The organism is Kitasatospora sp. NBC_01250 (genome assembly GCF_036226465.1).
GTDB lineage: Bacteria > Actinomycetota > Actinomycetes > Streptomycetales > Streptomycetaceae > Kitasatospora.
In genome coordinates this window covers 1,260,398-1,279,645 of sequence record NZ_CP108476.1, presented here as the reverse complement: position 1 = coordinate 1,279,645, position 19,248 = coordinate 1,260,398, and the positions used below count along the sequence as shown (strand labels likewise).

The window sequence follows — 19,248 nt, the reverse complement described above, 5'->3', positions numbered from 1 at the left end:
GGATGGTGTTACAGCTGTCGGGCGAAATCTTTTCCCGTCCGGCTGTCACGGGGCCCATGGGCGGAGCGCACGGGTGCCGGACGCGCAGGTGTCGGGCGCGCGGGAGGATGGAGGTCAGGAAGGGGGCAGCCCCATGGAGCCGACCGCAGCGATCCTCTTCGACCTGGACGGCACCCTGGTGGACAGCGGCTACCTGCACACCGTCTGCTGGTGGCAGGCGCTGGCGCAGCACGACCACCGGGTGCCGATGGCGCGGGTGCACGGCGCGCTCGGACTGAGCGGCGCGCGACTGCTCGACGAGCTGCTCGGCCCGGGCCGCGACCGGGCCGCGGACGAGCGGATCGAGGCCGCCCGTACCGTGCTCTGGGCCCGGTACTCGGCGGTGCTGCAGCCCTTCGAGGCCGCTGCCCCGCTGCTGCGCGAGTGCCTGGTACGCGGTTGGCAGGTGGTGCTGGTCAGCCCGGCCGGGCCGGTCGGCGCCCGGGAGCTGGCGGTGCTGGGCCGTGCGCTGGACGGCGCGGAGCTGCCGGTGGCCGCCGGTGAGCCGGGGCCCGGGCTGCTGCGGAGCGCGCTCGCCCTGGCCGGCGCCGCGGCCGAGCACTCCGCGCTGGTCGCCGACACCGTCTGGGACGCGCGGGCGGCCGGGCTGGTCGGGCTGCCCTGCGTCGCGGTCCGCAGCAGCGGCATCGCGGAGCAGGACCTGCTGGCGGCCGGCGCCGCCGAGGTGCACCCCGACGTGGGCGCGCTGCTGGCCCAGCTGGACGACAGCCTGCTGGCCCGGCCGCGGGTGTTCGGGCAGGCGCGGAGGTGACCGGCGCCCGGCGGGCGGCGGAGCTCAGCGGCCTGCTGGCCGGTCTGCCGCCCCACGAACAGCGCCTGCTCCGCCCGGCGCCTGCCGACCCGGGCACCCCGATGCTGGCGGTGTCCGGTACGGCCGGGGCCGCCGGAGCTGCCGGCTCCTTCGGCGACGGCTGGCTCTTCGAGCGCAAGCTCGACGGCATCCGCCTGCTCGCTGTCCGCGACCGGGAGCGGGTGCACCTGTTCTCACGCAGCGGCCGTGCGCTGGACACCGGCTACCCGGAGGTGCTGGCCGCGCTGGCAGCCCAGGCGTGCCAGGACTTCGTGGTGGACGGCGAGTTGGTCGCACTGAACGGCGGCCGGACCGACTTCTCGCTCCTGCAGCAGCGCATGCAGCTGACCCAACCCGCCGCCGTCCGCGCCAGTCCCGTCGTCGTCAGCTACTTCCTCTTCGACCTGCTGCGCCTGGACGCGCGCGACACCACCGGGCTGCCGCTGCGCACCCGCAAGGCCTTGCTGCGCGACGCCCTCGCCTTCCGTGCCCCGCTGCACTACACCGCGCACGATGAGCCCGGCGCCCGGGGCGGCCGGGACCTGCTGGACCAGGCGTGCGCCCGGGGCTGGGAGGGGCTCGTCGCCAAGCGGGCCGACGGCCGTTACCTGCACCGCCGCTCCACCGACTGGCAGAAGCTGAAGTGCGTCGGCGGACAGGAGTTCGTGATCGGCGGGTTCACCGAACCGGCCGCCGGCCGGACCGGCTTCGGCGCGCTGCTGCTCGGCTACTACGAGCAGGGGCGGCTGCGCTACGCCGGCAAGGTGGGGACCGGCTTCGATGCCGCCGCGCTGCGGGCGCTGCGCGGCGGGCTGGACACCATCGAGCAGCCCCGCTCACCGTTCCAGGACGAGCCCGCGGAGCGCCGGGCGCACTGGGTGCGCCCGGTGCTGGTCGCGCAGGTCGGCTTCTCCGAGTGGACCAGGGCGGGCCTGCTGCGCCACCCCCGCTTCCTGGGCCTGCGCGATGACAAGCGGCCCCAGGAGGTGGTCCGCGAATCCCGGTGAGGGTCAGGCCTCCACCGGGTGCTGCGTGGCCAGGAACTCCAGGATCAGCCGGTCGAGCTCGCCGGCCCGCACGGCGGGCATCGCGTGGTGCGAGACACCGGGCAGCACCACCGTCTCGGCCTGCGGCAGCAGCTCCCGTGCCGCTGCCTGGACCCGCCGGACGTCGTGCGCCCGGCTCGCCCCGGCGAGCACCACCAGCGTCGGCAGCGTGCAGGCCTGCAGCTGGGCGGCCGTCGGGCGCTTGCCCACCACGACCTTGCGGCGCGGGAACTCGGCGGCCAGCCCGTACAGCTCCAGGAAGCCCGGGTCGAGCTCGGCGCCGCCGGCCTCCCACCGCAGGAAGGCGCGGGCGCCGCGCGCCGTGGGCCGCAGCAGCATCGGCAGTGCGTGCAGCAGGTAGCCGGGGCGGAAGCCGGCGAAGCACTGGGTGGGGTCGAGCAGCACCAGCCGGCGGACGCGCCGCGGCGCGCGCAGCGCGTACGTCAGGGCCTGCCAGGCGCCGTAGGAGTGGCCGCACAGGTCGGTGCGGTCGAGGCCGAGGCCGTCGAGGACACCCTCCAGCCAGTCGAGCAGGTCCGGGACGGTGCGGATGGGGCGCTCGCCGCACCGGCTGCGGCCGGCCTCGCCGATCCGGTCGACGGCGTGGACGCGGCGCTCGCGGCTGAGGTCGGCGATGTTGGCGAACCACGAGGCCGCCGTGTTGCCGCCGCCATGCAGCAGGACCAGCGGCTCGCCGTCCGCGGGGCCGCGGACGAGGACCCGGGTCGTGCCGTACGCCGAGGCCAGGTCGATCCGCTCGACGCCGCCGGTGCCGGCGGCGCCCGGCGCGGGCCAGCGGTCGAGGAGGGTGTCGTACGCCGTGTGGAACGCAGTCGGATCCGCCGAAGGCATGAGAGCTCCCCGAAAATAAGTCGCTGAGCAACTATCTCGCTGAGCAAGATACTATGCCCCTCATGGACGAAAAGGAGCCCGGCCTGCAGACGGTGCATCAGCTGCGCGCGCTGACACTCGAACTCCATCTGCTGGGAGCGGAGTTCGCGCAGCGCAACGGCCTGCACCCGACCGACCTGCGCGCGCTGATCTGCCTGCTGGACGCGGCCCGGGCGCAGACCCCCGCCACGCCGGGCCGGCTCGGCCGTCAGCTCGGCCTGAACTCCGCGGGCACCACGGCCGTGATCGACCGGCTCGAACGGCTCGGCCATGTCCGCCGCACCCGGGACGACCGCGACCGGCGCCGGGTGCTGCTGGAGGTGGACGAGCGGGCGGTCGCGCTCGGCCGGTCCTTCTTCGGTCCGCTGATCGCGGACGTGGTCGCTGCCGCCCAAGCGCTCTCGGAGGCGGAGCTGGCGGCGGTTCAGCGCTTCCTGGGTGCGGTGCAGGAGTCCGTCGCCGCCCAGCGCGACCTGCGCTGACCTGGTCGGACGCGGGTCTCCGTGCGCCGGAATATATGAACGGTCATTCATTAACCGCCTGTATGATGAGACGCATGGGTCATGGAGCCGCATCCCCGCAGAACGCCGTCCCGCGCACGCGCCTGGACGCTGCCGCCGCCGCCCGGGTGGCCACCACCCTGCAGGCCCTGGCCACCCCGTCCCGGCTGCTGATCCTCTCCCGGCTGCGCGAAGGCCCCTGCGCCGCCACCGAACTCGCCACCGAGGTCGGCATGGAGCAGTCCGCCTGCTCCCACCAGCTCCGCCTGCTGCGCAACCTCGGCCTGGTGATCGGCCGCCGCAACGGCCGCTCGGTCGTCTACGCGCTCTACGACAACCACGTCGCCGAACTCCTCGACCAGGCCGTCTACCACATCGACCACCTGCGCCTGGGCCTGAGCGATGCGGCGGACCCGGTGGACCCGGCGGCCACCCCGGGCTGAGCCGTCCGTCCGCCGCCCCCGCAGCATCCGCGAACTCTGGGAGCCCTGTCGGCTTCGCCCCCAGCCACGACGTCGTCGAGTGGGCCCAGTGCTCCAGGCAGGCGATCGGCTCAGAAGAACGTGGGCTGGCGCGTGACGTAGGGCGCTTCGAGGGAGTCGATCTCCTCAGTGGTGAGCTTGATGTCGAGCGCGGCGACGGCGTCCGCGAGGTGGTGCGGCTTGGTCGCACCCACGATCGGGGCGGAGACCACCGGGTTCTTCAACACCCAGGCCAGCGCGACCTGAGCCATCGACACGCCGCGGGCCAGGGCGATGCGCTGGACGGCCTCGACGATGGCCCGGTCGCTGTCGAGGAAGATCGGCCGGTCCTGCTGGTCGGTTGTCCGGTTCAGCTCCGCGCGCGGCGTGGAGCGTTCGCCCCAGGGCCGGGTGACCAATCCCCCGCCCAGCGGGCTCCACGGAATGCTTCCCACGCCCTGGTGGGCGAGCAGGCCGAACATCTCGCGTTCCTCCTCGCGGTGGATCAGGCTGTACTGGTCCTGCATGGAGACGAACCTGGTCCACCCGTGGGCCTGCGCGGCATGCTGCATCGTGGCGAACTGCCAGGCCCACATGGACGAAGCACCGACGTAGCGGGCCTTACCCGCCTTGACCACATCGTGCAGCGCCTCCATCGTCTCCTCGACCGGCGTCTGCGGGTCGAAGCGATGGATCTGGTAGAGGTCGACGAAGTCGGTGCCCAGGCGCCGCAGCGAGGCGTCGATCTGCTCCATGACGGCCTTGCGGGACAGCCCAGCCCCGCCCGGGCCCTGGTGCATCGGCGCCCACAACTTGGTAGCCAGAACGATGTCGTCACGCTGGGTGTAATTGCGCAGCGCCCGCCCGACGACCTCCTCCGAGGTGCCCAGGCCGTAGATGTTCGCGGTGTCCCAGAAGGTGATGCCGAGTTCGACGGCCTGGCGGAAGACCGGCTCGGCCGCGTTGTCGTCGAGCGCCCAGGTCGTCCGCTGGGCGGGGTCGCCGAAGCTCATACAGCCCAAGGCGATCCGGCTGATCTTGAGTCCTGATGTTCCCAACCGCGTGTACTCCATGGCCTGCTCCTGCTCGGCGAGGTGGACTTGTGCACGTGCTCCAGAGAGCGGTTGCCTTCACTGCCCACCCTGGCACGAACTGCCGCGCATGGCGGATACATCAAGCGCGAACGCGGCACCGTGCGCGGCGGGGGCAGAAGTCGGCGGCCAGGTCGAACACGTGGGCGCGTGCGGCCTCGTCGAGCTGAAGGGAGGCGTTTGACGCCGCCGCGGTGCTGGAGGAGGTCGTGGGTGGCCCAGCGGGTGCGGAACAGCTCGCTCCGGGTGGAGAGTTCTCCGACCAGGTCGATCAGGCCCTTGTCGTGGGGGTCGCGTCCGGCTTCGGCGCGCGCAGGATCGCGACGGTGCCAGCGGCCATGCGTTCCCCGTCGTCGGCGAACTCACCCTCGGCTACGAAGCCCTGGCGCTCCCCGCCGACACCGGGCTGACCATCATGGCCGACAGCGCCGAACCCGGCACACCCGCATGCGACGCCCTGAACCTGCTGGCCGGTTGGGCCGCGACGATGGACCGGAACGACGGCTCCGATGCGGAGCCTCGTCCCATGTCCACCCCGTGGCCCGGCACCTCCGCCTGACGGCATGCCGATCGTCGCGTCGTCGGCGGGGCCGTCACGCGGCCGAGTCATCAAGGCCGACCCGGGCGCCCGCCCAGCCGGGCCCGCCCCAGGCTCTCGGGCCCGCCCCAGGCCCTCGGGCCTGTCCGGCCCTAGCCGTGTGCCGCCGCCAGCTCCAGGAAGCGGTGGCCCACCCGGGTGACCTCGTCCGGGGTCCAGTGGAGGGCCGGGGCGCCCAGGGTGACCTCGCCCATGGCCAGGCCCGGGGCGGCGTCGGACCAGTAGCCGATGAACCAGGTGCCCTCCTGCTCGGCGAGGGCGAGGTTGGCCGCCCGCAGGGCCTCGGCCGAGTGGGGGAGCCAGAGCTGGAACTCGTGGGTCGGCGGCGCGGCCGGGTTGATCCGGGCGCCGGGCAGGGCGGCCAGGGCGGGGATCAGGGTGGCGGCGTGCTCGGCGTAGCGCGGGATGTGCGGGAGGACGGTGTCCAGGCCGTGCAGCGCGGCGACGGCCGCGGGCCACTGCTGGAACAGGTCGCCGCCCATCCGGTGGCGCCAGGCGCGGGCGTAGCCGGCCAGCGCCGAGGTACCGGCCAGGGCGGCGCCGCTGATGCCGCCGAGGTCCTTGTAGAAGGAGACGTAGGTGCTGTCGGCCAGGGCTGCGATCTCGGCCAGGGAGCGGCCGAAGTGGGTGGTGGTGTTCCACAGCCGGGCGCCGTCGAAGTGCACCCGGGCGCCGACCGCCCGGGCCGCCTCGGTCAGCTCGACCAGCTCCGTCCAGCTCGGCAGCAGGTAGCCGGGGTCGCGCAGCGGGAGTTCCACGGCCAGGGTGCCCAGCGGCTCGCCCAGTTCGGCGATCTCGGCGGGGGTGGGCTGGCGCTGCTCGGTGGTGGGCCACAGCGCGCGCAGGCCGGTGAGCTGGTTGTAGGCCTGTCGCTCGTGCTGCTCCAGGTGGCTCAGCGGGTGCAGGGCGACGGTCCGGCGGCCGGTCAGCTCGGCGCCGTGGCGCAGCGCGACCTGCTGGGCCATGGTGCCGGTGGGGAAGAAGACGGCGTCCTCGGTGCCGAGCAGTTCCGCGGTGCGCTCCTCCAGCCGGCGCACCGGGCCGTCGGTGCCGTAGAAGTCCGGCACCTCGTCGAGCCCGTCGATGGCGGCGAGAGTGGTGAGCCGGTCGCGCATGGTGCGCAGCGGGCCGTCGGACAGGAAGCGCTTGCTGGAGAGGCGGGCTGCGCGGCGCCGCTGGACAGCGCTCTGATCATGGCTCATTCGGCGATTGTCTGATCATCGGCGAGAGCGGGCCAAGCGATTTTCGCCGGCGCTGCCCGCTGCAGCTGCCCGCCCGCGCTGCCTATGCCTGGGTGGACCCGAGGATGCGGCGGAGCACGTCCAGCAGCTCGCCGGGGCGGGACGGCCGGCCGGCCCGCCAGCCGATGTGGCCGTCGGGGCGGACCAGGAGGGCCCCGGTCGGAGGGAGGCCGCAGAGCCTGCCGACCGCGCCCGGCTCCGCCTCGCGCAGCGGCCCGCTGTCCAGCGCGTGCACGGTGACCGGGTGGCCGCCCGCCGCGGCGGCGTCGGCCTGCTGCCGCCAGGCCGGGTCGTCGTGCGGCGTCAGCAGGACGAACCCGGGGCCCACCAGGTCGAGCGTGGAGCCGACGCCGGGTGGCCCGGCGAGCCGCGCGTGCGGCAGCCGGCGCCCGGGCGCACCGCTCGGACGGTAGCCGGCGAGCCCCAACGGCAGCCACTCCGACGCCTCCGAAGCCTCCTGGGCCTCCTGGGCCTCCTGGGCGTCCTGGGCGTCCTGGGCCTCGTCGGCGAGGCCGCCGTCGTCGATCACGGCGCTCGACCGGTAGGCGGCGGTGAGCAGCAGCTCGTCGTCCATCCGGTAGCCGCCGCCCTGGGCCCGGGCCCGGGCGTTCTCGCTCGACAGCTCGATGACCTGACGCGCCACCGGCCGGCGCTCGGCCTGGTAGCTGTCCAGCAGCGCCGGGGCGCCGAGACCGGCGGTGACGGCGGCCAGCTTCCAGGCGAGGTTGTCCGCGTCGCCGATCCCGGTGTTCATGCCGTGCCCGCCGGTGGGCGGGGTGAGGTGGGCCGCGTCGCCCGCCAGCAGGACGCGTCCGCGGCGGTAGTCGTCGGCCAGCCGGGCGTCCATCCGCCAGGTCATGGTGGAGTGGATCGTCACGTCCAGCTCGGGCAACCCGGCCATGGTGCGGACGAGTTCGGCCAGTCGGCGGTGGTCGGTGAGGTCCTGGTGCGGCCCGGGCACGGCAGGGTCGAACGGGTACTGATAGACCCACCGGCGGTCGTTGTCGATGGCCAGGAAGCCGCCGAGCCCGGGCGGGGTGAGGAAGTACGACGTGCTGGCCCGGTCCGCCACCACCGCGCCCAGCGGTGCGTCGAAGCGGATGCTGAGGAAGTGCCGCAGGCCGGTCGGGCCCGTCATGGCCAGGCCGGCGCCGGTGCGCACCGTGCTCGCCGCGCCGTCGCACCCGATCAGCCAGTCGGCCGTCACCTGGTACGGCTCGCCGCCGTCCCGGTCCTGCAGGACGGCGCGCACGCCCGGTCCCGCGCCCTCGTCCGCCGTCTGCTCGAAGGAGAGCAGACGCACGCCGAGCCGGATCCGGTCCGCCGCCAGTTCGCGGGCCCGGTGGCGCAGCAGCGGCTCCAGCAGGTCCTGGGAGCAGACCACGCCGGGGGAGGGGGTGTGCTCGGGTCCCTCGGCCCGGTCGGCTGCGACCCCGGTACGGACGAAGTCCGGGTCGACCAGGTCCCGGCCGCGGTAGAAGGACACATGGGAGGCGGGGAGCGCGCGCTCGCGGATCGCCGCCTCGACGCCGCAGCGCCGGAAGATCTCCATCGAACGGGCCGAGATGCCACGGGCCTTGGGGTGCGGCGAGCTGTCCGTGCGCGCTTCGACCAGCAAGTGGTCCACGCCCTGCGCGGACAGCAGGATCGACAGGGTCAGGCCGACCGGCCCACCGCCCACGATCAGCACCGGGGTCGTCGTCGGTGACGGCATGGCTCTCCCATGGGGCGAAGGCAGCAATAGTTGGTAACGTCTAACATCTGATTTTGACGTTACCATGGAGTCATGCCCGAGAACCTCGCCGATGCCAACCCCCGCGGCCTGCACTTCATCGTCGAACTCGCCAACGCCGTCCAGGACACCGTCCAGAACACCGTCCAGGACGGCACCCGGGTCGGCGCTTCGGACCTGATGGAGCTGCTGGCCCGCCATGGCGGCCCGCCGTTCCGGCTCACCGAGGCCGATGCCAGTCGACTGTGCGATGCCACCGGCGAGTTGATCGGCATCCTGGCCGCCAAGGAGCCGGATGCGGCGGCCGAGGCCATCAACGCCCTGCTCCGCCGCCACCCCGCCCGGCCGCACCTGGTGCGCCTGCCCGGCCGCCCCTGGTCGCTGCACGCCCAGGCGGACCGGGAGGACGGCCCCGTCCCCTGGCTGCTCGCCACCGCCGCGCTGGCGCTGGGGCTCTGGTTCAGCGAGCGCGGCGGCTGCGCCTGGGGGCAGTGCGCCGCACCCGACTGCGCGCACTACTTCATCGACACCGGCCGCCGCACCCCGCAGCGCTACTGCTCGGCCCGCTGTGCGACCCGGGTCCGGGTGGCCGCCCACCGCGCCCAGCGCGGCAGCGCCGCCCCTGGTGGGGCAGGTGAGTGAGCGTCAGCGCCCGTGCGAGGGTGGCGGGCCGCCCGCCGCCAGCTGCTCGGCCAGCAGGGCGAAGGCGCGGATCTTGGCGCTCTCGGTGTCGGAACGCCAGATGAGCGCGCCGTTCGCGGGCGCCATCCCGCTCAGCGGGCGGCGTACCACCCCAGGGTGCTGGTAGAGCCGGAACAACCCCTGGTGGGTGGCCCACACCATCGCGCCGGCGGCGACCTGGTTGAACGCCTCCTGATAGGTCTGGCCGCCGGCCTCCCGCACCAGCGGCCGTCCGAGCGGGGTGAACGGCGGGAACAGGTACAGGCGCAGCGCCTGCGGCAGTTCAGCCGGGCCGTCCAGCAGGACCTGCCCGGCCAGGTCCTCGACGTCGATGCCCCGGCGGCGCGCCAGGGGATGCCCGCTGCCGACCGCCAGGACCCGGTCGTAGGAGACCAGGACCGGTCCCACCGTCAGGTCGGCTTCGGCCACCGGCAGCAGGGTGAGCACCAGGTCCACCTCGCCGGCGCGCAGCGGCCCGTACGGATCGGCCCAGGAGACCTCGACCGTGGCGATGTCGCAGGCCGGGTGCCGCCGCGCGAAGCCGGCCACCACGTCGGTCAGCGGCGGCCCGTTGAGGCAGCCGAGGAAGCCGACCCGCAGGGTGCCGACCACCCCCTGCGCGAGGCTGCGGGCCTGTTCGAAGGCGGTGCGCAGCGCCTCGTGCGCGGCAGCGAGGCCGCGCCGGGTGTGCTCGCCGAGCGGCGTCAGGGCGACCTGGCGGCTGGTGCGGGTGAAGAGCGGTGCACCGATCCGCCGTTCGAGCGACCGGATCTGCTGGCTGACCCTGGACTGGGACAGGTGGCGGCGTTCCGCGGTGCGGCCGAAGTGCAGTTCCTCGCAGAGCATGAGGAAGGTCTCTATCTCCGCCAGATCCATGTTCTCTCCCCCGGATCGATGAGCGTGGCTGATGGATTGTGCTGCAGATCGACCTTGATCGGCTACCGGCCGCGCTGCCAGGCTCCTGGTGACGGGGGATCAGCAGCAGGACGATCGAGCAGCAAGTGATGGGGAGTCATCTCGTGATTGTGGTCACTGGTGCGACCGGTACCGTGGGTTCGAAGGTGGTCGGCGGGTTGCGCGAGCGCGGCGCCGCCGTGCGGGCGCTGGTGCGTGACACCGGCGCCGCCCGGGGGACCTGGGACGAGGGGGTGGAGCTTGCCGCCGCCGACTTCGCGGATCCGGCCTCACTGGACGCCGCCCTGGCCGGCGCCGACGCGGTCTACCTCCTGGTGGCGGTCCACCCGGAGATGGGCACCCACGAGCGCAACGTGATCGACGCGGCGGTCCGCACCGGCCGCCGCCCGCACATCGTGCTGCACGCCGCCGCCGGCATCGAACAGCGGCCCGAGGGCGTGCGTTTCGTGGCCGCGCACGTCGCCGGCCACGACCACCTGGCGGCCAGCGGCCTGCCCTGGACGGTGCTGGCGCCGAACGGCTTCCACCAGAACTTCCTGGGCATGGCGCAGGCGGTGCGCGGTGGCGCGCTGGCGCTGCCGGGCGGCACCGGCGCGGTCTCCTACGTCGACGCCCGCGACGTGGCCGACGCCGCCGTCCGGGTGCTGACCACGGACGGGCACCAGGGCGCGACCTACACCCTCACCGGCCCCGCCGCGCTGGCGCACGACGAGATCGCCGCCGTGCTCGCCACCGCCGCCGGTACCCCCGTGGCGTACACCGCCGTGGCGCCCGAGGCGGCGCTGGCCGGCATGCTCGGCGCCGGCTGGGACGCCTGGCGGGCCGAGGGGATGGTCGAGCTGTACGGGCTCTACGCCGCCGGGCGGGCCGCCGCCGTCAGCTCGGACGTCGAGAAGCTCACCGGCCGCCCCGCACGCTCCTTCGCGGAGTTCGTCGCCGAGCACGCGCAGCTCTTCGCCTGACCGACCGCCGCACGTCCCCGCACCTCGCGCCGACGCTCCGGTCCGCACCCCGCCCCGACGCTCCGGTCCGCACCCCGCCCCGACGGCCCGTCCACCGGGGCGGTCGGCGCGGGGTGCGCCGGCGGGTGACCGCCGGTCAGCGGCTGAGGTCGAGCCACATGGTGACCTCGTCCCGCTCGTCGCCCGGCGCCACCCGGATCGCCCGGGGCGCCCGCCCGATCTCGGTGTACCCGCAGCGCCCGTAGAAGGTCTCCAGGCCGTGGCCGCCACGCGCGGTCAGCCGCAGGCCGCTGAGCTTCCAGTCCCGGGCGATCCGGGCCGCCTCGGCCATCAGCTCCCGGCCGTACCCGAGCCCCTGGAAGTCGGGGTGGACCATCACCGCCTTGAGCATCCGCCAGTGGTCCATCGGCGCGAAGCGCAGGTCCTCGAAGAAGAGGAAGCCCGCCAGCCGCCCGCTGTCCGCCTCGTGGGCGACCAGCAGCCGGTCCGGCAGGCCGGGCCCGACGCCCGCGAGGTTCTTCCCGGCGGCCGTGCGCACCTCGGCCGCCGTCACCGGGGCGACGAAGCCGACGGCGCCGCCGGCGTTACTGGCGTCCGTCCAGAGACGGACCATGGACTCGCGCAGCTCGTCGTCGATCCGGGGATCCAGCGTCATGGTCAATGTCATGGTCGAAGAGGCTAACTGACCATTACATGCCCGGACAACGGATTTTCACCGGAGAGTGAGCAGAAGTGGCGGGCCGTGACCTGCGCCCATAGCTTCGACTCAACGGACACGCGCAGCCGGGCGCCGAGCGCGGCGTCGCCGACGGACTGCCATCCGGTCCGCCGCTGAGCACGGAAACTCCTTGCCGGGGTCCTGGAAAGCAGGTTGGGACCATGCCCACACGACGGGCTCGCCAAGTGGCGGGCGCGACCGCCGGCCTTCTGCTGGGGCTGGGGGCCGCTTCGCCCGCCCACGCCAGTGCGACGCATCCCGCCGTCGTCCACGTCCATGCCGGCCACCCCGGCTCCACCGACCGGACCAGCCGCACCGCCCTGACCGGCCGCATCGCCCGTACGGTCCACACCGTCCGCCCCGGCCAGTCGATCCAGCAGGCCGTGGACGGCGCCCGGCCGGGGGACACCGTCCTCGTGCTGCCCGGCACCTACCGGGAGAGCGTGCAGATCACCACCTCCGACCTGACCCTGCGGGGCGCGGAGGGCCTGAGCGTGATCACCCCGGCGCCGGCCGGCGCCACCGGGTCGGCCGCCGCGTGCGCCCGGGCCGGTCACGGCATCTGCGTCACCGGCGCGGAGGGGAAGCGCCTCACCGGGGTGCGGATCGAGTCGCTCACCGTCTCCGGCTTCCCGAAGAACGGGCTCTCGGCCTCGCAGACCGACGGGATGACGGTGCGCCACGTGCTGGCCGAGAAGAACGGCGAGCAGGGCATCAGCCAGGAGAAGTCCATCCGCGGCCGGTTCCTGGACAACGAGTCCCGGGGCAACGGCCAGTCCGGCATCTTCCTGGCGAACATCGCCGATGGCAAGGGCGGGGCGATCGACACCGAGGGCGCGCAGGTCAGCGGCAACCGCCTGACCGGCAACCGGATCGGCGTGGTGGTCCGGCGGCTGCGCGACCTCGTGGTCGAGCACAACACCATCACCGGCAACTGCGGTGGCGTCTTCGTCGTCGGCGACGACGGCAGGCCCCGCGCGGGCGATCTGACCGTGCGGCAGAACACGGTGGACCGGAACAACCAGTACTGCGCGCCGAACGACCGCCTGCCCTACATCCAGGGCACCGGCATCGTGCTGACCGGCGTGGAGCAGACCCGGGTGACCGACAACGAGGTGCTGGACAACGTCGGCGCCTCGCCGCTGTCCGGCGGCATCGTGCTCTTCCGCAGCTACGTCGGCGGCCTGAGCGCGGACAACACCATCAGCGCCAACACGGCCAAGGGCAACGGGCCCGCCGACCTCGCCGACCGCGACGGCGGCCCCGACAACACCTTCAGCGGCAACACCTGCCGGGTCTCCGAGCCCGCGGGCCGGTGCTGAGCGGCCGGCAGCCGACGGCCCGGGGCCCCGGCCTCCCCAACCCCATCGAGAGAACGGCGGCGCTTATGACCACCACATCGTCCACTCCGACCACACCCACCACCACGCCCACCACCATGACCAGCAGCTCGGTCGCCGCCCCGGCGGCCATGCGGCTGCGTGAGCTCGTCTTCGGCGCCGCCTGCGCGGCCGCCGTGCGGGCGGCGGCCGGACTGCGCGTCGCCGACGCGCTCGGCGAGAGCCCGGCCACGGCCGACGAGCTGGCCGGCACGCTGGGGATCGAGCCCGGTCCGCTCGGCCGGCTGCTGCGCGCCCTGTCCTGCTACGGCATCTTCGCCGAGACCGGGGACGGCCGCTTCGTCCACACCGAGATGTCCCGGCTGCTCCAGGAGGACGCCCCCAACAGCCTGCGCTACATCGCGCTGTGGTGCACCGCCCCGTGGACCTGGGAGGCCTGGCCGCGCCTGGACGAGGCGGTCCGGTCCGGGGAGAGCGTCTTCCCCGACCTGTACGGCAAGGAGTTCTTCGACTACCTGCACGACGACGCGGCGGACACCGCCCGGGTCTTCGACAAGGCGATGACCCACTCCAGCCGTCAGTCCGCCGACGACATCGCCCGCTTCGTCGACCTGACGGGGGTCGACTCGGTGGTGGACATCGGCGGTGGCCAGGGTCACGTGCTGGCCAGCCTGCTGGAGCGCTACCCGCAGCTGCACGGCGCGCTGCTCGACCTGCCCACCGTGGTGGCGAACGCCGATCCGCGCCTGCGCGAGGGCGGCGCGCTCGCCTCGCGGGTCCGGCTGCTGCCGGGCGACTGCCGCAGCGAGGTCCCGATCCAGGCCGATCTCTACATCATCAAGAACATCCTGGAGTGGGACGACGACAGCACCCGCCGCACCCTGCGCAACGTGGTGGCGGCCGCCCGGCCGGGCGCCCGGGTCCTGGTGATCGAGAACCTGGTCGACGACAGTCCCTCGATGCGGTTCACCACCGCCATGGACCTGCTCCTGCTGCTCAACGTCGGCGGCGCCAAGCACTCCAAGGACAGCCTGGTCACCCTGATGACGGAGGCCGGCCTGGCGGTCGGCGACGTCCGCCCGGTCAACGCCTACCTGCACGCCTTCGACTGCACCGTGCTGGGCTGACGGCCCGGACACAGCAGGGCGCCGGCAGCGAAATCGCTGCCGGCGCCCTGCTGTGCGGGGTCGGAGGTCAGCCGGCCGGGACCGGGGCGGCGGGGGCCGGCGGCTCCTCGGCGGGCTGCTCCTCGGTCATCGCGGCGACCAGGCCGGTGGTGTGCCGGGCGGTCTGGAAGAGCGGGTGCGCGAGGGTCTCGCGCAGGAAGCCGATGGTGGTCCGCACACCCGGGCCGGCCACCCGGAACTCCTCCAGCGCCCGGTCCATCCTGACGATCGCCTGCTCCCGGTCCGGGGCCCAGACGGCCGCCTTGGCGAGCAGCGAGTCGTAGTCGGGGCCGACCCGCCAGCCGGGGTAGGCGTGCGTGTCGATCCGCACGAAGGGGCCGCCGGGCGGCACGAACTCGGTGAGCAGGCCCGGCGCGGGCGCGAAGTCACGGGCCGGGTCCTCGGCGTTGACCCGGCACTCCAGCGCCACGCCGCGGGTGCGGACCTCGTCCTGACGCACCGACAGCGGCAGGCCCGCGGCGATGGCGATCTGCTCGCGCACGATGTCCACCCCGGTCACCAGCTCGGTGATCGGATGCTCCACCTGCAGGCGGCAGTTGATCTCCATCAGGTAGAACTCGTGGTCCGGCGTCAGGACGAACTCGAAGGTGCCGGCCCCGACGAAGCCCACCGCGGCGGCGCCGCGCACCGCCGCCGCCCACATCGCCTCGCGCAGCTCGGTCGGCAGCTCGGGCGCGGGGGCCTCCTCGATGAGCTTCTGGTGCCGGCGCTGCACCGAGCAGTCGCGTTCGCCCAGGTGGATCACCGAGCCGTGCCGGTCGCACAGCACCTGCACCTCCACGTGGCGCGCGTCCTGGACGAAGCGCTCCAGATAGAGACGGTCGTCGCCGAAGACGGCCCGGGCGTGGGCCTGGGTCTCGACGTAGGCCAGCCGCAGGCCGTCGGCGTCCTCCACCACGGCCATGCCGCGACCGCCGCCGCCCGCGACCGCCTTGAGGATCACCGGATAGCCGACCTGCTGGGCGAGTTCCTTGGCCTCGGCCGAGGAGGCCAGCGCATCGGTGCTGCCGGGCAGCACGGGCAGCCCGGCCTGGGCCATCAGGGCCCGGGCCACCGCCTTGTCGCCGAGCTGCTGCATCACGTGCGCGGGCGGGCCGATGAAGACGATGCCGTTGGCCTCGCAGATCTCCGCGAAGTCCGGGTCCTCCGACAGGAAGCCGTACCCGGGGTGGATGGCCTGCGCCCCGGTCTGCAGCGCCGCCTCGATGATCGCGGGAACGCTGAGGTAGCTCGACTTCGCGGCGGGCGGGCCGATGTGCACCGCCTCGTCCGCGAAGCGGACCACGGCCGAGTCGCGGTCCACGGTCGAGTACACCGCCACCGTCCGGATGCCGAGTTCGCGGCAGGCGCGGGCCACCCGCAGCGCGATCTCCCCACGGTTGGCGATGAGAACGGTTGAGAACATGGAGATCACCTCGGTGGTCGGGGCACGCGGACGCACGCGCGAAAGGCCGAAGGGCCCGTCCGGCCGTGCCCGCGCACGGCGGGCACGGCCGGACGGGCCCCTAGTCCTCCTCGGCGGCGACGGGTTCGAGGGCGATCAGGCGCTGGTCGAACTCGACGGCCTGGCCGTTCGGCGCGATCAGCTCGACCACCCGGCCGCCGACGGCGGAGGTGATCGTGCTCATCATCTTCATCGCCTCCAGGACCCCCACCGGCTGGCCGGGCTGGACCAGGTCGCCGATGCCGACGAACGGTGCGGCCTCCGGCGAGCTGGCGTGGTAGAAGGTGCCGACCATCGGGGAGCGGACGTAGCTGAGGTCGTCCTGCTCCTCCGCCACCGGCCCGCCGGGCTGCTCACCGGCCGGCGTGCGGCCCGCGGGCTGCGCCGGGTCGCCCGGGTCGGGCCACTCGACCTCCACGCTGGTCTGCCCGTCCCTTATCCGGATCCGCCGCGGTGTCGCCGGTGCGGCCTTGGCCAGCTGCGCGACATTGCGGCAGACCGCGTCGAGCAGCTCGCCGGGGGCCGGCGCCGGGTGCTCGGCCCGGCTGCCGTTCGCAGCCTGGCCCGCGTGTCGCCCGTCCTCGGGGTCCAGCTTGCGGCGGTCCTCCTCGCGACGGGCGAGCTCTCGGCGTTCCCACTCCACACGGTCCGGCTTCACCGGGCACCTCCTTCAGCACTCAGGCCGCTGTCGAGTCCGAAACGGTGGAAGCGGTCGCGGCGCTCGCTCAGCAGCCGCTGCGGCTCCCATGGCTCCAGTTCGTCCAGGGCGGTGGTCACGGCGTTGCCCAGCAGGGCGGCGGCCTGCAGGTGGTCGGTGTGCGCACCACCCGGGGGCTCCGGCACGACGCCGTCGACGATACCCAGGCGCAGCAGTTCCCCGGCATCGACGCGCAGGGCCGCCGCCGCGGTCGGCGCGGCCTGCGCGTCCTTCCACAGAATGGCGGCGCAGCCCTCGGGGCTGATCACCGAGTAGATCCCGTTGGCGCAGATCAGCACCCGGTCGGCGACGGCCAGCGCGAGTGCGCCGCCGCTGCCGCCCTCGCCGGTGACCACGGCGACGATCGGCACCGGCAGCCGGGCCATCAGGCGCAGGTTCTCCGCGATCGCGACGGCCTGGCCGCCGCGCTCCGCGTCCGGCCCCGGGTTGGCCCCGGGGGTGTCGATCAGCGTGACCACCGGCAGGCCCAGCTTGGCCGCCATCCGCATCAGCCGGGCCGCCTTGCGGTAGCCGCCGGGGCTCGGCATGCCGAACTTGCGACGCTGGCGCTCGACCAGGTCGTTGCCGCCCTTCTGGTGCCCGATCAGCATGACGGGCCGTCCGTTCAGCCGGCCGGGGCCGCCCACCACGGCCGAGCAGTCCTCCGAGATCCGGTCGCCGTGCAGTTCCCGGAAGCCGTCCAGCAGGTGCGCGGCGTAGTCCAGCGTGGTGGGCCGCTCGGGATGGCGGGCGAGGCGCACCGCGCTCCAGGCGTCGCCGGTCGGCAACTCCTCGACGCTGCGCAGGATCCCGCCGCCCGGCCCGGCCGGCTCGGCGGTCTGCGCCGGTGCGGCGCGGGCCGCGGAGCCGTCCGGCGCGGGCTGCAGGCTCAGCAGCTGCGCGAGCGTGGCGCGCAGCGCGGCCCGTGGCACCACGCCGTCGACCAGCCCGTTGCGCAGCAGGAACTCCGCGGTCTGGAAACCGGCCGGCAGGCTCTCGCCGATGGTCTGCTCGATCACCCGCGGCCCGGCGAAGCCCAGCCGCGCGCCCGGCTCGGCGATGATCACGTCGGCGAGGGTGGCGAACGAGGCGGCCACGCCGCCGTAGGTCGGGTCGGTGACCAGCGACACCACCAGGATGCCGGCCTCGTCGAGTTCGGCCAGCGCCTGGGAGGTCTTGGCCATCTGCATCAGCGACAGCACGCCCTCCTGCATCCGGGCCCCGCCCGAGGCGGTGACCAGCAGCAGGGGAATCCGCAGCCGCAGGCTGGTCCGGGCGGCCTCGGTGATCAGCGCGCCGACCCCGCAGCCCAGACTGCCGCCGAGGAAGCGGAAGTCCATCGCCGCCACCACCACCGGGCGGCCCTCGACGGTGCCCCGCACGCAGAGCACCGCCTCGCGCAGCCCGGTGGTGGTCTGGGCGTCCAGCAGCCGCTCCGGGTAGGGCCGGGTGTCGGCGAAGCCGAGCGGGTCGCTGACGCACTCGACGTGGTCGAGCGGCTGGGCCGAGTCCGGGTCGAGCAACTGGTCCAGCCGCTCGCGCGCGGTGAGCCGGGCGTGTGATCCGCAGTCGGGGCACACGCGCAACGCCCGGCTGAAGCGCTTGCCGTAGATGAGAGTGACGCAGCGCTCGCACCGCACCCAGGAGGGTGCCTGTTCGGCCGCCGGGTTCCCTACCTCGACCATGGAGTTTCCTTCCAGCCTGTGCGTCCGCTACCGGCGGGCGCCGCGCGGACCTGTCCGGCGGATCTTCACGCGGTGGAGCCGCGCTCCCAGCGGTAGAACTCGCGGGCCATCGCGTCCTTCGGCTCCCGCCAGGTCTGCGGGTCGTACGCCTGGACGTAGGCGGCGAGCCGTTCGCTGACGTCGCGGAACTCCGGGTGGCCGGTCACTTTGGCCACCTCGGGGCCGGGGGGACGCTCGGCCTCGATCAGGTGCAGGTACAGGTCGCCGAACTGGAACAGGCTGCGGCCGGTCACCCCGATCAGCTGGGGCAGTTCGCCGCGGTCGGAGTCCGCGAAGGTCCTGGCGATGTCGGGGGCCGCGCCGGGCTTCATCCGGGCGACGATCAGAGCGCGGTGCATGGGTCGCGTGCCTTTCCTGAAGTGCTTCGCGGGCTGGGTCAGTTGGGCATGGCGGCCGGGGCGCCGCGGCCGGTCTCGCGGGCGTGGCGCTCGACCTTGTCGCGGATGAGCTCCATCTGGATCCTGGAGTTGCGGTTGATGTGGGCGGTCATCCCGGCGTCGTCCACCGGCGCGGTGGGCTTCATCGCGAAGTCCTGGATCCAGCGCATCGCGGTGCCGCCGTCGGCCTCCCGGTACTCCCAGCGGATCTCCATGAACTCGAAGGGGCCCGGCTCGACCCGGCGCGCCCGCACGCTGAGCGCGTCGCGGTCGGTCTCCCGCTCGGAGACCCAGCTCCACACCTGGCCGTTCTCGTCGGGGTGCATGGTCAGCCGGAAGGTGACCTTCTCGCCCTGCCGGTCGAGCACCTCGACGGAGGCGTACTCGCTGAACAGCTGCGGCCAGCCCTCGAGGTCGTTGGTCAGGTCCCAGGTCAGCCCGACGGGGGCGGCGATCAGGATCTCGTTCTCGGTGTGTCCGGTCATCTCAGGCTCCAACGGTGAGTTGGTCGTTGACGAGGGCGAGGAAGTCCTCGGGGGTCTTGCAGCTCTCCGGCTCGTTGCCGATCGGCTTGCCGTAGCGGTTCTCCAGCTCGGAGACGATGCCGAGCAGGCCGAGCGAGTCGAGCCCGAACTGCTCGAAGAGCGCGTCGGGCTGGCGCTCCAGGTCGGCGGCGTCGACCGACAGTCCGGCCCGGCCCTTCATGAGCGAGGCGAGTTCTTCGAAGGTCACGGGGTCGTTCATCTTGGTCTCCTTCAGGGTGGGGTGGAGC

General features: G+C 73.7%; 20 protein-coding genes and 1 pseudogene. 8 read left to right on the top strand and 13 right to left on the bottom strand.

The features are described from left to right. Window positions 1-133: 133 nt before the first annotated feature. Window positions 134-811, top strand: a complete 678-nt coding sequence (locus tag OG500_RS05700) for an HAD family hydrolase (protein ID WP_329577289.1) — start codon at window positions 134-136, stop codon at window positions 809-811. Further along, on the top strand, window positions 808-1,857 hold the full coding sequence (gene ligD, locus OG500_RS05695; protein ID WP_329577286.1) for a non-homologous end-joining DNA ligase: 1,050 nt from the start codon (window positions 808-810) through the stop codon (window positions 1,855-1,857). The genes OG500_RS05700 and ligD overlap by 4 nt, the downstream gene beginning before the upstream one ends. A 3-nt stretch (window positions 1,858-1,860) precedes the next feature. Here the strand turns inward: ligD and OG500_RS05690 are convergent, their stop codons facing one another. Next, the gene (locus tag OG500_RS05690; RefSeq protein ID WP_329577283.1) at window positions 1,861-2,748 is read right to left on the bottom strand and encodes an alpha/beta fold hydrolase; all 888 of its coding nucleotides are present in this window, start codon (window positions 2,746-2,748) and stop codon (window positions 1,861-1,863) included. A gap of 62 nt (window positions 2,749-2,810) precedes the next feature. Between OG500_RS05690 and OG500_RS05685 the strand changes: the two genes are divergently transcribed. Next, a complete protein-coding gene (locus OG500_RS05685) occupies window positions 2,811-3,269 on the top strand; it encodes a MarR family winged helix-turn-helix transcriptional regulator (protein ID WP_329577280.1) in 459 nt (152 codons plus the stop codon). Between the two features lie 74 nt (window positions 3,270-3,343). After that, the gene (locus OG500_RS05680; protein WP_329577277.1) at window positions 3,344-3,730 is read left to right on the top strand and encodes an ArsR/SmtB family transcription factor; all 387 of its coding nucleotides are present in this window, start codon (window positions 3,344-3,346) and stop codon (window positions 3,728-3,730) included. A gap of 110 nt (window positions 3,731-3,840) precedes the next feature. Here the strand turns inward: OG500_RS05680 and OG500_RS05675 are convergent, their stop codons facing one another. The 4 genes and pseudogenes from OG500_RS05675 to OG500_RS05660 form a co-directional block, all read right to left on the bottom strand. Further along, window positions 3,841-4,821, bottom strand: a complete 981-nt coding sequence (locus OG500_RS05675) for an aldo/keto reductase (RefSeq protein WP_329577274.1) — start codon at window positions 4,819-4,821, stop codon at window positions 3,841-3,843. Window positions 4,822-5,015: 194 nt separating this feature from the next. Beyond that, window positions 5,016-5,212: pseudogene (locus OG500_RS38050) on the bottom strand (MmyB family transcriptional regulator); the annotation flags it as partial. A 317-nt stretch (window positions 5,213-5,529) separates the two neighbouring features. Beyond that, window positions 5,530-6,639 (bottom strand): threonine aldolase family protein, encoded by a 1,110-nt coding sequence (locus OG500_RS05665; protein ID WP_329577271.1) that lies wholly within the window; start codon window positions 6,637-6,639, stop codon window positions 5,530-5,532. 82 nt (window positions 6,640-6,721) lie between these two features. Further along, window positions 6,722-8,392, bottom strand: a complete 1,671-nt coding sequence (locus OG500_RS05660) for an FAD-dependent monooxygenase (protein WP_329577267.1) — start codon at window positions 8,390-8,392, stop codon at window positions 6,722-6,724. Window positions 8,393-8,464: 72 nt separating this feature from the next. Between OG500_RS05660 and OG500_RS05655 the strand changes: the two genes are divergently transcribed. Next, complete coding sequence (locus OG500_RS05655; protein ID WP_329577264.1) at window positions 8,465-9,052, top strand: CGNR zinc finger domain-containing protein; 588 nt, start codon at window positions 8,465-8,467, stop codon at window positions 9,050-9,052. Between the two features lie 3 nt (window positions 9,053-9,055). On the opposite strand, the gene OG500_RS05650 is transcribed toward OG500_RS05655, so the two are convergent. Further along, window positions 9,056-9,967 (bottom strand): LysR family transcriptional regulator, encoded by a 912-nt coding sequence (locus OG500_RS05650; protein ID WP_329577261.1) that lies wholly within the window; start codon window positions 9,965-9,967, stop codon window positions 9,056-9,058. A 143-nt stretch (window positions 9,968-10,110) separates the two neighbouring features. Here OG500_RS05650 and OG500_RS05645 point away from each other — a divergent pair, with 143 nt between their 5' ends. Next, on the top strand, window positions 10,111-10,968 hold the full coding sequence (locus OG500_RS05645) for an NmrA family NAD(P)-binding protein (RefSeq protein WP_329577254.1): 858 nt from the start codon (window positions 10,111-10,113) through the stop codon (window positions 10,966-10,968). Window positions 10,969-11,104: 136 nt separating this feature from the next. Here OG500_RS05645 and OG500_RS05640 read toward each other — a convergent pair whose 3' ends face one another. Next, on the bottom strand, window positions 11,105-11,635 hold the full coding sequence (locus tag OG500_RS05640) for a GNAT family N-acetyltransferase (RefSeq protein WP_329577252.1): 531 nt from the start codon (window positions 11,633-11,635) through the stop codon (window positions 11,105-11,107). A 212-nt stretch (window positions 11,636-11,847) separates the two neighbouring features. On the opposite strand from OG500_RS05640, the gene OG500_RS05635 reads away from it, so the two are divergent. Further along, the gene (locus tag OG500_RS05635) at window positions 11,848-13,008 is read left to right on the top strand and encodes a right-handed parallel beta-helix repeat-containing protein (RefSeq protein ID WP_329577249.1); all 1,161 of its coding nucleotides are present in this window, start codon (window positions 11,848-11,850) and stop codon (window positions 13,006-13,008) included. 65 nt (window positions 13,009-13,073) lie between these two features. Then, window positions 13,074-14,153: a methyltransferase gene (locus OG500_RS05630; protein ID WP_442907000.1), complete on the top strand. Its 1,080-nt coding sequence runs from the start codon at window positions 13,074-13,076 to the stop codon at window positions 14,151-14,153. Window positions 14,154-14,220: 67 nt separating this feature from the next. Here the strand turns inward: OG500_RS05630 and OG500_RS05625 are convergent, their stop codons facing one another. The 6 genes from OG500_RS05625 to OG500_RS05600 form a co-directional block, all read right to left on the bottom strand. Continuing rightward, window positions 14,221-15,618, bottom strand: a complete 1,398-nt coding sequence (locus tag OG500_RS05625; RefSeq protein WP_329577246.1) for an acetyl-CoA carboxylase biotin carboxylase subunit — start codon at window positions 15,616-15,618, stop codon at window positions 14,221-14,223. A 100-nt stretch (window positions 15,619-15,718) separates the two neighbouring features. Beyond that, a complete protein-coding gene (locus tag OG500_RS05620) occupies window positions 15,719-16,315 on the bottom strand; it encodes an acetyl-CoA carboxylase biotin carboxyl carrier protein (protein WP_327065256.1) in 597 nt (198 codons plus the stop codon). Beyond that, window positions 16,312-18,039, bottom strand: coding sequence for an acetyl-CoA carboxylase, carboxyltransferase subunit beta (accD, locus tag OG500_RS05615; protein ID WP_329577243.1), 1,728 nt, complete (start codon window positions 18,037-18,039; stop codon window positions 16,312-16,314). Before accD ends, OG500_RS05620 begins: the two co-directional genes overlap by 4 nt. A gap of 65 nt (window positions 18,040-18,104) precedes the next feature. Further along, window positions 18,105-18,437, bottom strand: a complete 333-nt coding sequence (locus OG500_RS05610; RefSeq protein ID WP_327065254.1) for a TcmI family type II polyketide cyclase — start codon at window positions 18,435-18,437, stop codon at window positions 18,105-18,107. A 38-nt stretch (window positions 18,438-18,475) separates the two neighbouring features. Then, window positions 18,476-18,961: an SRPBCC family protein gene (locus tag OG500_RS05605; protein ID WP_327065253.1), complete on the bottom strand. Its 486-nt coding sequence runs from the start codon at window positions 18,959-18,961 to the stop codon at window positions 18,476-18,478. A 1-nt stretch (window position 18,962) separates the two neighbouring features. Then, window positions 18,963-19,220: an acyl carrier protein gene (locus tag OG500_RS05600; RefSeq protein WP_327065252.1), complete on the bottom strand. Its 258-nt coding sequence runs from the start codon at window positions 19,218-19,220 to the stop codon at window positions 18,963-18,965. Window positions 19,221-19,248: the final 28 nt, after the last annotated feature.

Coding starts and splice junctions, on each gene's coding strand:
- OG500_RS05700 (WP_329577289.1), top strand. CDS start 134: ATGGAGCCGACCGCAGCGATCCTCTTCGACCTGGACGGCACCCTGGTG.
- OG500_RS05690 (WP_329577283.1), bottom strand. CDS start 2,748: ATGCCTTCGGCGGATCCGACTGCGTTCCACACGGCGTACGACACCCTC.
- OG500_RS05685 (WP_329577280.1), top strand. CDS start 2,811: ATGGACGAAAAGGAGCCCGGCCTGCAGACGGTGCATCAGCTGCGCGCG.
- OG500_RS05680 (WP_329577277.1), top strand. CDS start 3,344: ATGGGTCATGGAGCCGCATCCCCGCAGAACGCCGTCCCGCGCACGCGC.
- OG500_RS05675 (WP_329577274.1), bottom strand. CDS start 4,821: ATGGAGTACACGCGGTTGGGAACATCAGGACTCAAGATCAGCCGGATC.
- OG500_RS05665 (WP_329577271.1), bottom strand. CDS start 6,639: ATGAGCCATGATCAGAGCGCTGTCCAGCGGCGCCGCGCAGCCCGCCTC.
- OG500_RS05660 (WP_329577267.1), bottom strand. CDS start 8,392: ATGCCGTCACCGACGACGACCCCGGTGCTGATCGTGGGCGGTGGGCCG.
- OG500_RS05655 (WP_329577264.1), top strand. CDS start 8,465: ATGCCCGAGAACCTCGCCGATGCCAACCCCCGCGGCCTGCACTTCATC.
- OG500_RS05650 (WP_329577261.1), bottom strand. CDS start 9,967: ATGGATCTGGCGGAGATAGAGACCTTCCTCATGCTCTGCGAGGAACTG.
- OG500_RS05640 (WP_329577252.1), bottom strand. CDS start 11,635: ATGACATTGACCATGACGCTGGATCCCCGGATCGACGACGAGCTGCGC.
- OG500_RS05635 (WP_329577249.1), top strand. CDS start 11,848: ATGCCCACACGACGGGCTCGCCAAGTGGCGGGCGCGACCGCCGGCCTT.
- OG500_RS05630 (WP_442907000.1), top strand. CDS start 13,074: ATGACCACCACATCGTCCACTCCGACCACACCCACCACCACGCCCACC.
- OG500_RS05625 (WP_329577246.1), bottom strand. CDS start 15,618: ATGTTCTCAACCGTTCTCATCGCCAACCGTGGGGAGATCGCGCTGCGG.
- accD (WP_329577243.1), bottom strand. CDS start 18,039: ATGGTCGAGGTAGGGAACCCGGCGGCCGAACAGGCACCCTCCTGGGTG.
- OG500_RS05610 (WP_327065254.1), bottom strand. CDS start 18,437: ATGCACCGCGCTCTGATCGTCGCCCGGATGAAGCCCGGCGCGGCCCCC.
- OG500_RS05605 (WP_327065253.1), bottom strand. CDS start 18,961: ATGACCGGACACACCGAGAACGAGATCCTGATCGCCGCCCCCGTCGGG.
- OG500_RS05600 (WP_327065252.1), bottom strand. CDS start 19,220: ATGAACGACCCCGTGACCTTCGAAGAACTCGCCTCGCTCATGAAGGGC.